We start from the raw sequence: 15,594 nt of genomic DNA, 5'->3' as shown, positions 1-15,594 counted from the left end.
CGAATATTAGGAAGTAATTTCTATTACAACTTTTTCAGAAGAAAAAAAATATTATTTTTAACAATCTTTTCCACACTTATTAACAATGATCTTAACAATTTGTGAGTAACTAACTAACAATTTATGAGATTCAAAAAAAAGTGAAAATAAAAATTTAAAATATGCTGAAAATCAATTTATTGTCTTTTGTATTAATCGTTTTCAATTGTTTCGGACAAGAAAACTATACTACAACCTCCTCAAAAATTAGAGAAGTAAAAATTTATTCAAATGGTGGAATTATCAAGCATTTTTTCTCGGCAGATGTAGCTCAAGGAAAAAATTTCATTATCATCAAAGACTTTGGGAGAAGCAGCGGAATGGATATTTCATCTTTTAAGCCAGACAAAAAAATTAATCTTTTACGTTACGAAACCTATAATAGTAACTACGCAGAAAAACTGGGTAAAAATAAAAACATAGGTCCTATAAATGACAGCATTGAGTTTTATAAAAATGCTAACAAAAAGATTGAGCAGGAGCTGACTCTGACTAGAAATTCTATAGGAATTGTTCAGAAAAATCAGACATTGGGAAATCCTTCTTCTGCAGAAATTCTTAAAATGATTGATTTTAATCAAACCACTCTTAAAAATTTATACAAAGATGAGACAGACGCTCAGGCGAGAATAGCAAAGAACCAATCCAGAATGTCAATTTTAGAGAATAAAAGATATGGTCTAACTAAAGATGATGAAGCATTTTACAATAATATTATTGTTCTCCAAATTGCAAGTGATAAAAGGCAGACAGTTAATTTTGAAGTCAATCAGCAAATTCAAAATGCGAATTGGCGACCTTATTATGTAATAAAATCAAACGGAATAAAATCTCCATTGAAGATTTCTTACAAAGCAAAAATTCAACAAAATACAGGTTTGGAATTTAAAAATATTCCGATAAAATTAATCAACGGAAGTTTTAGTTCAGAAGATAAACCTTACGAATTGGATCGTTGGTTTTTGAGAACAGAGCGAGATTATTATGTTTCCAATCAAGCATTTCAAAGACCGAAGAGTAATGCGAAAACTTCCAGCGTTGCTGAATATGTAGTAATGGGAGAATCAAATTCACGAATTGCTCAAAGAACGATGAAAACAGAAATTTCTTTAGATAAAAATGTAGTGCTTCCTTCGGATGTGGAAGTAACAGAAGATTTGAATAACTTTGAAGTAACAACTAATTATAAATATTTTACGACAACAAAATTAGAAAACAAAACTTTCCTTCTGGCTTCTATAAAAGACTATTCACAATATAATTTCTTGCCTGGAAATGCAGATATTTTCATGGAAGATGTACAAATTGGTACAGCAAATATTGATACGAATCAATTAACGAGCGAAATGCTGATTAGTCTTGGAAGTGATCCGAATATTCTTACGAAAAGAGAGTTGGTGAAAAAAGAAACTAAAAATTTAGGTGAAAAAGAAAAGTTTGAAAATTATTTCTACGAAATTACTATTAAAAATAATAAAGACACTTCTGTGAAGCTTGAATTGAAAGATCAGATCCCGCTTTCAGTGGCAGAAAATATAAAAATAGATGCCATTAATCCGGATAATGCAGACTATGATAAAAGCTCAGGTTTCCTGATTTGGAATTTTGAGATAAAACCTAATGAAACAAAGAAGATTAAATTCGGATTTAACGTAACTTTGCCAAAAGATTTAATAACTGCAGATATAAGATAAAAAGTAAAATAAATTTAAAAGTAAAAAATGAAAAGAAAAATTGCTATTGCAGCAGATCATGCAGGTTTTGAATATAAAGAATATTTGAAACAGCAGTTACAAGATGAATATGAAATTCAAGATTTTGGAACTCATTCTCTTGAAAGTGTAGATTACCCTGATTTTGTACATCCAGCAGCTTCTTCTGTTGAAAATGGAGAAAATGAATTAGGAATTTTAGTTTGTGGAAGCGGACAAGGCGTACAGCTTTCTGCTAATAAACACCAAGGAATTCGTTGCGCACTTTCTTGGATGCCGGAAATTGCGGCTTTATCTAAACAACACAACAATGCCAATATGGTTGCATTACCTGCAAGATTTGTGGCTAAAGAATATGCTTTGGAAATTGTAAAAACTTTTTTAAATACAGAATTTGAAGGAGGAAGACACCAAAACAGAGTAGACAAAATTGCATTCTGCTAAATTGATAAAGGCTTGTAAATCAATTTGCAAGCCTTATTTATTTTTTATTTTATATATTTGCACTGTCCAACAGCAATTACCAAACTGTTGATTCCATAAAAATTTTCAGAGTTTCTAAAGAAAGTTTATCCCTCCTTCTCCACTTTTTTGTTTTAAATTTAGCTAAAACTTCCATTGTAAATAATTCAGATGGAAAATTAAGTTATGATTAAAAAAATTTAACTTTTGAAGAAATTTATATTTTCATTTTTCTTGTTATTAAGTTTTCTATGCCTTCAAGCACAGGAAAAAGATTCTGTAAGCAATGACAAAATTGAAGATGTTGTAATTTTAGGACTAAGAAAAGTAGATTGTCAAAAAATCTATGATGAAGAAAAAGCACTTTATGAAAAGCAGTCTGAAGAGCTTCAGAAACTTAATTTTGAAACACTTTTTGATGAGCTTTTAAAACTAAAAGAATTTCAGAAAATAAAATCTGATGAAAGAAAAATTGTAATACTTAATCCTGATTACAATACAATAATATCTTCTTGCGGAAATGATTCTTTTTTTAAATGTAAACATTACGAAAAGTATATTAATAAGGACGTTTTCGAAAAAGTATGGAATAAAAATAGCTATTTAAAAATTCAAAATTTCTTTGATAATAAAATAATTATTCCTTTGATTGAATTCCCGTTTTGGTCTTTTGAACAAAATATGAAGGATGAAAATAATTATCTTAAAACACGAAATATTGAGCCTTTTTACAAAGGAATTTACAGAGATTTAAATAATAAAAAGAAAGAATTTTATTATTCATCTCATAAAAAACCAACAAAAAGCTTAGAAATTAGCCTTGACAAGAATAAAATAATTGCACAGAATTACCTTCAACTTGATATGAAAATATTTCCTGTTGTAAGTGAAAGTTCGAGCATTTATGGTGTAACGATCATTTTAGGAAATCGTGAAAAAGAACTCAGCAAAAGATATTTGCTTTACCAATACAAAGATGGAAAATGGAATTTTTTAGAAGAAAAGAAATTACCATAAAAACAAAAAGCATAATAATCCGAAAAAATGATGATGAATAATTTAAAATAATTTTCATCAAGAAATTAAATAAAAACTTAGAAATAAAACAAAATATTTCCAATTACAAGCTAAAAGAAATATCTTTATACAATCAAATTAAAAAATGGCAAAAAAGAAAAAATATATAAGTCAGAAAAATGATCATAAATTAATGGAAATCGGAAGATTGATCATGAAATTTATGAATCAAAACCAAACTAAAGTATACAATTACAAACAAATCTCAGACGGAATTGATCATAAAAATCCGAGACAACGTGAGATGGTGATTCAGGCTTTGCACAAACTATTGGCAAACCAAAGAATAAAAGAAACCGACAAAGGAAAATACAGCATTAATCTTAATATTGAAGGCACTTTAACTGGTATTATCGATTTCAACCAAAGCGGAAATGCTTATGTAGCAGTAGAAAATCTGAAAGATGATATTTTCATTCATTCAAAAAATGTGAAAGACGCTTTACAGGGCGATAAAGTTTTAATTGTTACCTACAATTTTAAAGGTAAAAAACTCGAAGGTTCTGTTTTGGAAGTTTTAGAAAGAAAAAGATCAGAATTTGTAGGAACTTTTCAATTGGTTCCTCACAAAGAATTTGGGTTTGTAGTTTGTGATAAAAAGACAATCAATACCGATATTTTTATTCCGAAAGGAAAAATAAATGGTGCTGAAAACGGCAATAAAGTCGTTGTAAAAATGACAGAATGGAAACCTGGAGACAAAAATCCTGAAGGAGAAATTTTACAGGTTTTAGGAAATCCGGGAGATCATGAAACAGAGATCCACTCTATTCTTGCAGAATACGGTTTACCGTACGAATTTCCTGAAGAAGTGGAAAGAGATGCCGATAAAATCGATCGCAGAATTACCGATGAAGAAGCTGCAAAGCGTTGGGATATGCGTGATGTTTTGACTTTCACGATAGATCCTAAAGATGCAAAAGATTTTGATGATGCCTTGTCGATGCGCAAATTGGAAAATGGAAACTGGGAAGTTGGAGTTCACATTGCAGACGTTTCTCATTATGTAGTTCCCGGAACTATTTTGGATGATGAAGCCTACGAAAGAGCAACTTCAGTCTATTTGGTAGACCGTGTTGTACCGATGCTTCCGGAAGTTTTGAGTAACGATGTTTGTTCTCTTCGTCCGAATGAAGATAAATATACTTTCTCTGCAGTTTTTGAGTTGAATGACAATGCAGAAATTCAGAAACAATGGTTTGGAAGAACGGTTATTCATTCAGACAGAAGATTCACTTATGAGGAAGCTCAGGAAAGAATCGAAACCAAAGAAGGAGATCTGCAGGAAGAGATCAATGTTTTAGACAGATTAGCTAAAATTATGCGTGCAGGTCGTATCAAAAATGGTGCGATTACTTTTGATAGAAGTGAAGTTAGATTCAATTTAGATGAAAATAATCAGCCGATTGGAGTTTACTTTAAAATCAGTAAAGATTCTAATCACCTGATTGAAGAATTTATGCTTTTGGCGAATAAAAAAGTGTCAGAATTTGTTTCGCTTAAAAAAGGAAGTCCAAACGGAAATACCTTTATTTACAGAGTTCACGACGATCCGGATCCTGCGAAACTGGAAGCTTTAAGAGATTTCGTTTCTACTTTTGGATACAAAATGGATCTTGCCAACACCAAAAAAGTGGCTGAATCTTTAAACACCTTATTGAAAGATGTAAAAGGAAAAGGCGAAGAAAATATGATCGAAACTTTAGCGATGCGAAGTATGAGTAAAGCTGTTTATTCTACCGAGCCAATTGGTCACTATGGTTTAGGATTCGATTATTATTCGCACTTCACCTCTCCTATCCGTCGTTATCCAGATTTGCTTGCCCACAGATTGTTGCAGCATTATTTGGATGGAGGAAAATCTCCCGACAGAAATGAATTGGAAGAAAAAGCAAAACACTGCAGTGCAATGGAGCGTTTGGCAGCCGATGCAGAAAGAGATTCTATCAAATTTATGCAGGTGAAATTCATGGAAAAACATTTGGGAGAAACTTTCACAGGGGTAATTTCCGGAGTGGCTGAATTTGGCTTTTGGGTAGAAATTCCTGAAAACGGTGCAGAAGGTTTGATCAAATTGAGAGATTTGATGGATGATTCTTACACGTATGATAAAGCTACACATGCTGTTTATGGATCTCGTACAGGAAACAGATATCAATTGGGAGATCAGGTTCAGATTAAAGTGGTAAAAGCCAATTTAATTCAAAAACAGCTCGATTTTAAGATTGTTGAGTAAGATTTTAATATAAAAACAGAAGACTGCCCGATTGTGGCAGTCTTTTTTTGTTTAAAAAAGTCTTTATTGTATAATTCGGGTTTAAAAAACTCATTTTTGCAGACAAATAGAAATATAATTTTTAAATTTGGGATAGAAACAATTTTAAATGTTTGAACTTATATTGTCGGCCATTGGTCTTGGTTTTATGTTGAGCCTGGTTTTCATTGGTCCTATTTTTTTCCTTTTGATTGAAACTAGTTTCACAAGAGGTCCTAAACATGCTTTAGCGCTGGATTTTGGTGTTATTACAGCAGATTTATTATGCATTGTTGCAGCCTATTATGCAAGTGCCGATATTGTTAATTTAATTGACAAACATCCCGGTTTTTACAGAATTACGTCCATCCTTATTCTCAGCTATGGTATCATCATGATGGTGACAAAAACTAAAATGCATTTACCTGGAGAAGAAAAAATAATCAGCCAGAATTATTTCAAAACATTCCTCAACGGATTTCTTTTAAATCTTCTGAATGTCGGAGTTATTCTTTTCTGGTTGGTAACGGTAATCGGAGTTCGAAATCAGTATCCCGATACAGAAACATTGATTCTTTACCTGGCAATTGTAATCGCAACTTATCTTTTAATTGATTTTGCTAAAATTTTTCTTGCAAAACAATTCCATTATAAACTGACTCAAAAATTGGCAAACAACATCAGAAAAGGGGTTGGAGTTGTGCTGATTATTTTCAGTTTTTTCATTTTCCTTCAAAGCTTTAAAATGTTTAATCAGTTTGATAAACAGCTTGAAGAGGCCGAAAAAAAGGAATTAAAATATAAAAAATAATTAAAATCGTAATCATTTTTCAATTGAAATATCTTGGGTTTCTTTGCTAATTAGAACGCCTTTGCGAACAAAAAAAATGCAGAATAATAGTAAAAAAAATCTTTGCGAACTTTGCGTTAAATTTTAAGAATCACTAAAATAATCATATTAAAAAACAACAACTGATTAATGAAAATATTTCCAAAGTCACTTACGAAAGGCGATAAAATTGCCATCATTTCTCCAGCTGGTTCAATAGAGCCCAGTCAACTGGAAAAAGGGATTGAAATGATTAAATCTAAAGGTTTTGAACCTGTTTTAGGTGAAAATCTTTATACTAAATTTTCAAACGGATACAATTACGCCGGAACTGAGGAACAAAGATTGAAAGATATGAATTGGGCTTTAAATGACAGCGAAATTTCCGCGGTTTGGGCTTCAAGAGGTGGTTATGGCTGTCAACATTTAGTTGAAGGTTTAAACTTAAAAGAATTTACCAAAAACCCGAAATGGTATATCGGTTATTCTGATAATACGGTTATACAAAGTTTTTTACTGAAAAAAGGTTTTGCTTCCATTCACGGACAAACCATTAAAACATCAAGCTTCGGAGTTACTGAAGAAAGCTATGATTTGATTTTTCATATTTTAAAAGGGAAAAAGCCAAAATATAGTTTAGAATCAAATCAATTTAATAAAAAAGGAAATATTGAAGGCGAATTAATTGGAGGTAATTTAGCGCTTATTTATGCGCTTTTAGGAACGAAATATTCTTTTGATTTTAAAGATAAAATATTATTCATCGAAGATATTGGTGAAAATTTTTATGCGCTCGACAGAATGATAATGAGTCTGGAATTAGCCGGAGTTTTTACAAAAATAAAAGGTTTAATTGTTGGCGGAATGACAAACATGGGCGACGAAAAAGACAATAAGCAATACGAAGAGAGTTTTGATAAATTTGCAAACCAGCTTATTGCCGATAGAATTTCAAAATATAATTTCCCTGTTGTTTTTGATTTTCCGAATGGACACATTAAAGACAATCGACCTTTGATTATTGGAAGCCAGGTTAAGGTAAAGGTTAATGATAAGGTAAAGGTTGAGTTTTAAATAAATTCTATAACTCTCCTACTCTCAAACACTCCAACTCAAATGGCAGATCACAACGACCTCGGAAAACTAGCAGAAGATTTAGCCGTACAGTTTTTACAGGAAAACGGCTATAAAATTCTTGTGCGAAACTTCCATTATCAAAAAGCTGAGATCGATATTATCGCTGAAAAAGATAATCTAATTATTGTAGTTGAAGTGAAAGCGAGATCGACCGATTTTTTCATTTTGCCTCAGGAAGCGGTTACAAAGGGTAAAATCAAACTTATTGTTACGGCAGCCAATCATTTTATGGAAGAATTTAATAAAGATCAGGAAGTACGATTTGATATTATTTCTGTGCTTCCCGACGAAAAAGGAAAACTCATTATAGAACATATTGAAGATGCTTTTGAAGCATTTGATGCAAACTGAATTAATGTAACAATTTAACAATCTATCAATGTACCAATTATTGGTAAACTTTTGTTTTGATACATTGTTAAATTTAAAAATTGAAATTTTTTATGAAAACAATACTCGTTACCGGAGCGACTTCCGGAATAGGAAAATCTACTGCTGAACTTTTAGCAAAACAAGGAAACAGAATTATTATCTGTGGAAGACGACCAGAAGTTTTAGAATCTGTAAAGGCAGAATTATCATCTTTAACTGAAGTTTTTAGTTTAAAATTTGATGTCAGAAATATTGAAGAAGTAGAAACCTCAATCGAATCACTTCCTGAAGAATGGAAAAATATTGATGTACTGATTAATAACGCAGGAAATGCACATGGTTTAGAGCCTCTTTCCGCTGGAAGTACAGACGATTGGGATTCTATGATTGACGGAAATGTAAAAGGACTTTTATACGTCTCAAAAACTTTAATTCCGATGATGAAAGAAAGAAATTCGGGGCAGATTATTAATATCAGTTCGGTTGCGGCGAGACAAACTTATGCAAACGGAGTTGTGTATTGTGCTACAAAAAAAGCGGTAGATGTTATTTCTGAAGGAATGAGGATCGAATTGACAGAATTTGGAATTCGTGTGACGAATATTCAGCCAGGAGCTGTAGAAACCGATTTTTCTTTAATCAGATTTAAAGGAGATCAGGAAAGAGCAGCAACGGTTTATGCAGGTTATGAAGCTTTGAAAGCCGAAGATATTGCTGATGCAATTGCCTATTGCATCAATGCTCCGCAACACGTAACGGTTTCAGATATGACCATTTATCCGAGCGCACAAAGCGAGCCGAGAACGATTTACAGAAAAGGATAATTTTAATTTGAAAATGGTTTAATTTGAGAATTTGAAAATGAGGTTCTTCCCTATTCTATTTTTGTTTTGCTTTGTTTTTGGATTTTCTCAGAATTATTCAAAAGATGAGAAAATGGTTTTATTACAAGCAAAAAAGCTAGATTCTCTGATGATGAATAATGATACTCAAATTATTGATTTATTTTGTTCAGATGTTTCGTTCGGTCATTCCAATGGATGGATTCAGAATTCTGAAGATTTTAAGAAAGATTTTTCATCAAAAAAAGCGGTTTATAAAGAAATTAAACAGACAGAAGTTTCAGAAATCAAGAAATTCAAAAATACATTCAGTATAAGAAGGAAAATAAAAGTTTCAGGCTTATATAAAAATCAAGATTTTGATATGAATTTGTCGCTTCTTGAGATTTGGATAAAAAAGAAATCTCAATGGAAATTGTGGAGCCGGCAAAGTGTGGAAATAAAGCCATAAATTTGTTTTAAAAATAACACAATGGACGGAGAGTTTCAGAACTTTTTAATTTACCAAAATCCAAAAGGAGAAATTCGTGTAGATGTTTTTGTACAAAACGAAACGCTTTGGCTTACACAGAAGTCTATGGCTGCCTTGTTTGATGTAAATGTTCCTGCAATAAGCAAGCATCTATCAAATATTTTTGATGAAGGCGAACTTAAAGAAGATTCAGTTATTTCCATTTTGGAAACAACTGCTTCTGATGGAAAAAATTACAAGACAAAATATTACAATCTTGACGCTATAATTTCTGTTGGTTATCGTGTAAATTCATCTAAAGCAACACAGTTTAGAATCTGGGCAACACAGATTTTGAAAGAATTTATCATCAAAGGTTTTGTGATGGATGATGAAAGATTGAAACAAGGTCAAAATGTATTTGGTAAAGATTATTTTAAAGAACTTCTGCAGAGAATCCGCTCTATTCGAGCAAGTGAAAGAAGAGTTTACCAGCAAATCACCGATATTTTTGCTGAATGCAGTATTGATTATGATAGAAATTCTGAGATTACGAAAAACTTTTACGCAATGGTTCAGAATAAGTTTCATTTTGCAATTACCGGAAAAACTGCTGCTGAAATCATTTATAAAACTGCCGATTGTACCAAAGAAAATATGGGCTTAACATCTTGGAAAAATGCTCCGGATGGAAGAGTTTTGAAGCAAGATATTTTAATAGCTAAAAATTATCTTCAAGAAACAGAAATTAAACAACTGGAAAGAACCGTGTCAGGATATTTTGATTATATCGAAGGGTTGATTGAAAGACAAAATACTTTTACAATGGAATCTTTGGCTAAAAGTGTCAATCGGTTTTTAGATTTTAACGAATACAGAATTTTGGAAGGAAAAGGAAATATATCTAAAATTGCTGCAGAAAAAAAAGCAATTAAAGAATATGAGACTTTTAACAAAACTCAAAAAATAATTTCGGACTTCGATAAGCAAATTAAAAAATTAGGAAAAGATTAAAATAAAAAATGAAAATATTATATCTCGAAACGTCCTCAAAAAACTGTTCTGTAGCCATTTCAGATGGTGAAAAACTGCTTTGCTCTACAGAAGAAGTTTCAGAAAACTATAAACAGAGCGAGTCGCTCCACACTTTTGTAGAATGGGCTTTGGAAGGAGCCCAATTATCAATGAAAGATATTAAAGCCATTTCTTTGGGAAAAGGTCCGGGTTCTTATACTGGTTTGAGAATTGGAGCTGCTTCAGCAAAAGGTTTTTGTTATGGACTTAAAATTCCTTTGATTGCAGTCAATTCCATGGAAAGCATGATAGAGCCTTTTTTAGGACAAAACTATGAATTAATTATCCCTTTGATCGATGCAAGACGAATGGAGGTTTATACCGCTGTTTATGATGGAATTTCGGGGGAAGAACTTGCTCAGACCGAAGCTAAAGTTTTAGATGAAAATTCTTTTGAAGAATTAAAAGATAAAAAAGTACTTTTCGTGGGCGATGGAGCGTTAAAAGCAAAAGAAATATTACAACTTCCGAATGCGGAGTTTAATGCAGAAATATTTCCTTCTGCTCAGTTTTTAATAAAGAAAACTTTAGAAAAGATAAAGAATGAAGATTTTGAAGATATAGCTTATTTTGAGCCTTTCTATCTTAAAGATTTTCATGGAGTAAAGAAAAAAACAAAAAGCGAAGAATAATCTTCGCTTTTTTTATTGTTTCATTGTTTTCACTTCACCAGTAGTTTGCTGAAGTTTTTGCATCGTATTATTTCCTGCTTTTTTCGGAATATTATTATTCTGTTGAGGAACATTATTATTCATCATCTGCGCACCAGTATTGTTCGGAGCAAGATTATTATTTTGAGATTGTTGGAAATTACTAGGCTGTCCAGGTCCGTTAAAAGGATTATTAGGTACTGTATTTCCTTTATTATCGGTTGCCTGAAATGCGATATCGCTTTTCAGATAATTGAGCATTTCCTTAGCTTTAATTCCTTCAGGAGTTTTGGCATAATTCAAAACAATTTGCTCAAGCTGCAGAATCATTACTTCTTTTCCGCTGGTTTTTCCGGCATTGAATGCGTTTAAAAGATTCAGTTTAGGTACTAAAGCATCTTTAGGATATTTAAGAACCACCTGCTCTATTTTACCCTGACTTTCAGCAAATTTTTCAGATTCATATAAAGCAAAAGCCATTTTGTATTCGTTTTCAACTTCTTCTGAAGACTTTACGAAGGTATTGCTTTTAGGATTTCTTGCGAATTCTGCAAAAGAACTATAAGGATAATCGGTCAATAAAATCTGTTTTGCTCTGGCTGCAGCTTGCGGATCTTTCTCATAATTCATCGCAAAAATTTCATACAAAGCCTGAAGCATTACTTTTTCCTCCGGTTTTACATCTACCAAATCATAAAGCGTCTTTGTTGCTAAAGGCGTATTGGTAAAATAATTCTGATACATTACCCCAAGACCTAATGAAGCAGTATCTCTATCTTTTTTCAACTGAGATAATTTTCCGGCATCTGAAGGAATTTGTTCAATATAAAAAGAAGGTTCAAAACGTCTCGGATTAGGCGCTGAAGTTACTCCTAAAGCTTCATTCTTCATGTCTTGAAGCGATGCCGTTTTTTTAGAATAACGCCAGTTGTCAACCAAAGCACGATCTCCCCAAACCTGTTTAAAGGTGGATGTACCCTTGCTTACGGTTCCAGTATTTCCAAAGTAAAAACCTTTTGCAGCGATCCCGAAATCTTCGAAAGAATTTGAGCTGTTTGCAAAAAGAGAATTGGCATTGTAATCTCCGGTGTCAAAACCTTTGCTTCTTTCGGCGCGTCTCCTTTCCTGTTCTTCTCTTTCTTCTTTAATTTTTAGTTTCTCTATATACTTTGCAAAATAATCAGTTTTCTGCGCATCAGACATTTTTGCCAAAGACAGAATACTGTCGTTTTTCTTAATTAAATAATAATTTTTAGAGATTTTTTTAATGTAATTAGACTGATCTTGAAGCAAAATTTTAGAAGGCTCATACGTCATTGCAACCAATGCAGAATCATAATAAGCTCCCGCTCCGATGTAATCATTTCTGTCTAAATAATCTTTACCGATTTCATAATAAGCCAAACCTCTCACCTGCCCGTCTGAAACTTTTTCAAGCAATGATTTTCTAAAGAATTCCTGTGCTTCTTTTTTCTTGCCAGCTTTGTTGGCCATTAAGCCTAAAGCATAATAAAATTCATTCTTTCTTGATCCGTAAGTACCTTTTTTGCTTATTTTTTCAAGATAATCTTTAGCACCTTCATAGTTTCCTTTTCCGTTGAATGTTTTAGCAATTTCGATCTGAGATTTTACTTCAAATTCAAAATCATTGGCATATTTGTAAGCGGCTAAAAAACTCTCTCTTGCAAGATCTTGTTTTCCTGTTTCTTGTAAAACCTGTCCTCTCAAAAATGCAATTCTGCTTTTTAGTTTTCTATTGCTGTTCAGTTCAAAAGCACGGTCTAATTCTTTTATAGATTCTTCTTTTTTACCATGATCCAAAAGAGATTCAGCATAATAAATACTCAACAGTTTATCATGATCTTTGCTTAATTTTTCACTTTTAAGTTTATTAAAAATTTCGTCAGATTTATGATAATTTTTAATTTTTGAATAGGCTAAAGCTTCATAAATATGTGCTAAAGGAAGTCTTTTATCTTCCTTCATGTGAGTGAAAACATAGTTTAAAGCATCTAAAGCTTTAATTGATTTTCCCTGATAAATTCTAGATTGAGCCAAAATAATATAAGCATCAAAAATAGTTTTGTTTTGCTCCTCTCCTTTTCTGATGACAGAATATTTATTAATTGCTTTTAAAGCTTTTGCTTCTGCAATTTCTAAAACTGTAGCTCCTTTATTTTCTTCAGGATTATTAGGGTTTTGAGGCGTATTTCCGAACATTCCAGGCATTCCCGGTCCGTTTGATGGCATTCCGGGTGCGTTTCTTCCGTTGGGTTGAGGGCGGTTTACTTCCGCCATTTTCATAGAATTTTCTGCAAAAGCCGAAGACTGCCCCAAATCACTTCCCAAAGGCTGCTCCTCATAAGTTAATATGGGAATATAAGGCGCATAAAAATTATCTTTATGAGCTTTATCTCTATCTGTAAACTCACTGTTTAAAGCGTCTTTGGCATTAAACAGGGTATTGTAATAAGTTGAAAATCCTTTCAAAAACTTTGATCTGGCTTCCGGTTTTTTCACTTTCGTGCCACAGGAAACAACAATAATCGCTGCTAAAAGGAATGCTATTTTCTTTTTCATTATTTCAATATAACTCGCTAATTTACTTTTTATTATCAGCAGTTTGATGATTTTGTAAAAATAATAAAATTTTATTTTGAAAATATCTATAATTCTCGCAATATTTTATAGACCAAATGCGTTGGAAGTCCCATAATGGTATAAAAATTTCCGTTTATTTTTTTAATTTTCGACATTCCAAGCCATTCTTGTATACCATACCCTCCTGCTTTGTCGAACGGTTGATATTTTTTGATATAAAAATCAATTTCTTCATCCGAGATTTCATCAAACTCTACATCAGCAACATCGGTTTCTGTGATAATTTTATCTAAAGTTTTAATCGTAATTCCCGTATAAACCTGATGTATTTTCCCTGATAATGACTGAAGCATTTTTTTTGCTTCAATTTCATTTTTTGGTTTTCCCAGAAACTGATTTTCATTGGCAACGACTGTATCCGCGGTCAATAAAACTTCATCATTCTGCAGATTTCTGAATGCATTTGCTTTTAATTCAGATAAATAAGCTGCAGCGTCTTCTGTTTTTATATTTTCAGGTAAAATTTCTTCACAGTCAATTTTCACGACTTCAAAATCAAAACCTAAACTTGACAGTAATTCTTTCCTTCTCGGAGATTGCGATGCTAAAAGTATTTTCATCAGTATTTTATAAATGATAAACGATAAATGTTAAATGATATTTTGCAAAATTAGATATTTGATTGTAAGTCTTTTATCCATTTTCTTTCACCTTCTTATACAGATTGCGTATTATCATCATGCCATTTTCCCTGAATCTTCATCACCTGTTCAATCACATCGCGTACTGCCCCACTTCCTCCTTTTATTTGCGAAATATAGTCTGCGATTCCTTTAATTTCAGGAACGGCATTTTCAGGACAGGTTGCAATGGCCGAACTCTGCATCATATGAAAATCCGGAACATCATCTCCCATCGTTAAAATTTCTTCGTTTTTAAGATTATATTTAGCTTTAAAATCTTCATAATCGACCATTTTATCATGAGATTTTGGGTAGTAATCCTGTATTCCCAAATAGTTGATTCTGTGTCTTACCATTTCGTCATTTCCCCCTGTAATAACTCCAATCAGATAGTCGTTTTTTAAAGCTTTTACTACTGCATAACCATCCAAAACATTCATTACCCTGCTCATATTTCCGCCGGGCATAAGATAAACGCTTCCATCCGTAAAAACACCGTCTACATCAAATACAAAAGCTTTTATATCTTTTAATTTCTCTTTATAACTCATGTTGATTTATAAATGATAATTGATGAATGATAAAAGATTCAGATCAATTGCATTCACTTATCATTTTTACTTTATTTTTAAATTAATTTAATCAAGATTATAGGTCAGTCTTACCGTAATTCTCGCTGATTTTTCCTTGCTTGAAGTATCAAAATTTCCTCCATAACTATCTTCATCAGTAGAACCTTTTGCGGTAATCTGAAATACACCCATCGATGCGTCTTTTAATTTTCCAAGATCTCCATCTGCACTTTTTACAATTTTCTCCGCTCTTTCTCTCGCATCTTTAGAACCTTGTTCTATCAAGCTATGTTTCAACGAAGAAAGATCAGAATAAGTATATTGAGCTGAAGATGGTTCAAACTGAACGCCACTATTGATAAGTTCTGCAGTTTTGTCAATCACGCTTTCAATTTTCTTCATCAAAGCCGGGTTTTTCTTTGCTCTGAAAAACACAGTTTGGGTGGCTTTATATCCATCAAAAACATCTTCTGATTTTTCTGATCCATCCGCTTCTTTTGTCGTTACAGTACGATATGACCGAGAAAAATTGACTCCGCCAAAAGCAAATTCACCTGCTTTGAAGCCTTTGCTGTAGAAAAATGTTTTTACTTTTTCTTTGTCTTGCGAGATTAAATTGTAAGCTTCTTTTGCATCCATTGCACTGGCGTCGAAACTTCCGCTCCAGCTTATTTCGTCTGAAGTAAAATCTTTAGAACCAAGACCTGTAACTGATATGGTATCTTGTTTTAAATTTCTGTTTTTAAAACTTGAGCCTAACACAAAAGCTGTAATAACGATTGATGCTCCGATGATGAGGGAACGGATAATGTTTGTATTCATTTTTTTGGTTTTCATCA

At 32.3% G+C, this 15,594-nt stretch carries 15 protein-coding genes; 11 read left to right on the top strand and 4 right to left on the bottom strand.

Annotated features, from left to right (window positions below):
• The first annotated feature begins 161 nt into the window (after positions 1-161).
• From OEW74_RS01040 to tsaB, 11 genes are all read left to right on the top strand, one after another.
• On the top strand, positions 162-1,733 hold the full coding sequence (locus tag OEW74_RS01040) for a DUF4139 domain-containing protein (protein ID WP_265426717.1): 1,572 nt from the start codon (positions 162-164) through the stop codon (positions 1,731-1,733).
• Between the two features lie 27 nt (positions 1,734-1,760).
• Positions 1,761-2,195 carry a ribose 5-phosphate isomerase B gene (gene rpiB / locus OEW74_RS01035; protein WP_265426716.1) on the top strand — a complete coding sequence of 145 codons (435 nt, stop codon included), beginning with the start codon at positions 1,761-1,763 and terminating at the stop codon, positions 2,193-2,195.
• A gap of 225 nt (positions 2,196-2,420) precedes the next feature.
• Positions 2,421-3,230, top strand: a complete 810-nt coding sequence (locus OEW74_RS01030) for a hypothetical protein (protein WP_265426715.1) — start codon at positions 2,421-2,423, stop codon at positions 3,228-3,230.
• Positions 3,231-3,375: 145 nt separating this feature from the next.
• Positions 3,376-5,526 (top strand): ribonuclease R, encoded by a 2,151-nt coding sequence (rnr, locus tag OEW74_RS01025; protein ID WP_265426714.1) that lies wholly within the window; start codon positions 3,376-3,378, stop codon positions 5,524-5,526.
• A 148-nt stretch (positions 5,527-5,674) separates the two neighbouring features.
• Entirely contained in the window at positions 5,675-6,355 is a 681-nt protein-coding gene (locus tag OEW74_RS01020; protein ID WP_265426713.1) for a LysE family translocator, read from the top strand.
• 168 nt (positions 6,356-6,523) lie between these two features.
• Positions 6,524-7,447, top strand: coding sequence for a S66 peptidase family protein (locus tag OEW74_RS01015; protein ID WP_265426712.1), 924 nt, complete (start codon positions 6,524-6,526; stop codon positions 7,445-7,447).
• A 42-nt stretch (positions 7,448-7,489) separates the two neighbouring features.
• Complete coding sequence (locus OEW74_RS01010; protein ID WP_416207893.1) at positions 7,490-7,861, top strand: YraN family protein; 372 nt, start codon at positions 7,490-7,492, stop codon at positions 7,859-7,861.
• 92 nt (positions 7,862-7,953) lie between these two features.
• A complete protein-coding gene (locus OEW74_RS01005; RefSeq protein WP_265426711.1) occupies positions 7,954-8,706 on the top strand; it encodes an SDR family NAD(P)-dependent oxidoreductase in 753 nt (250 codons plus the stop codon).
• Between the two features lie 112 nt (positions 8,707-8,818).
• The gene (locus OEW74_RS01000; protein ID WP_265426710.1) at positions 8,819-9,175 is read left to right on the top strand and encodes a hypothetical protein; all 357 of its coding nucleotides are present in this window, start codon (positions 8,819-8,821) and stop codon (positions 9,173-9,175) included.
• Between the two features lie 21 nt (positions 9,176-9,196).
• Positions 9,197-10,189, top strand: a complete 993-nt coding sequence (locus OEW74_RS00995) for a virulence RhuM family protein (RefSeq protein WP_265426709.1) — start codon at positions 9,197-9,199, stop codon at positions 10,187-10,189.
• Between the two features lie 8 nt (positions 10,190-10,197).
• Positions 10,198-10,881, top strand: coding sequence for a tRNA (adenosine(37)-N6)-threonylcarbamoyltransferase complex dimerization subunit type 1 TsaB (gene tsaB / locus OEW74_RS00990; protein ID WP_265426708.1), 684 nt, complete (start codon positions 10,198-10,200; stop codon positions 10,879-10,881).
• A 12-nt stretch (positions 10,882-10,893) separates the two neighbouring features.
• On the opposite strand, the gene OEW74_RS00985 is transcribed toward tsaB, so the two are convergent.
• The 4 genes from OEW74_RS00985 to OEW74_RS00970 all read right to left on the bottom strand — a co-directional run bounded on the left by OEW74_RS00985 (position 10,894) and on the right by OEW74_RS00970 (position 15,577).
• A complete protein-coding gene (locus tag OEW74_RS00985; RefSeq protein WP_265426707.1) occupies positions 10,894-13,479 on the bottom strand; it encodes a tetratricopeptide repeat protein in 2,586 nt (861 codons plus the stop codon).
• Between the two features lie 86 nt (positions 13,480-13,565).
• Positions 13,566-14,120, bottom strand: a complete 555-nt coding sequence (locus tag OEW74_RS00980) for a Maf family protein (protein ID WP_265426706.1) — start codon at positions 14,118-14,120, stop codon at positions 13,566-13,568.
• Positions 14,121-14,215: 95 nt separating this feature from the next.
• Positions 14,216-14,734: a KdsC family phosphatase gene (locus tag OEW74_RS00975; protein WP_265426705.1), complete on the bottom strand. Its 519-nt coding sequence runs from the start codon at positions 14,732-14,734 to the stop codon at positions 14,216-14,218.
• Positions 14,735-14,821: 87 nt separating this feature from the next.
• On the bottom strand, positions 14,822-15,577 hold the full coding sequence (locus OEW74_RS00970) for an SIMPL domain-containing protein (RefSeq protein ID WP_265426704.1): 756 nt from the start codon (positions 15,575-15,577) through the stop codon (positions 14,822-14,824).
• Positions 15,578-15,594 lie beyond the last annotated feature (17 nt).

This window comes from Chryseobacterium sp. YIM B08800 (assembly GCF_026163565.1).
GTDB lineage: Bacteria > Bacteroidota > Bacteroidia > Flavobacteriales > Weeksellaceae > Chryseobacterium.
This window is presented reverse-complemented; position numbering and strand designations above follow the sequence as displayed.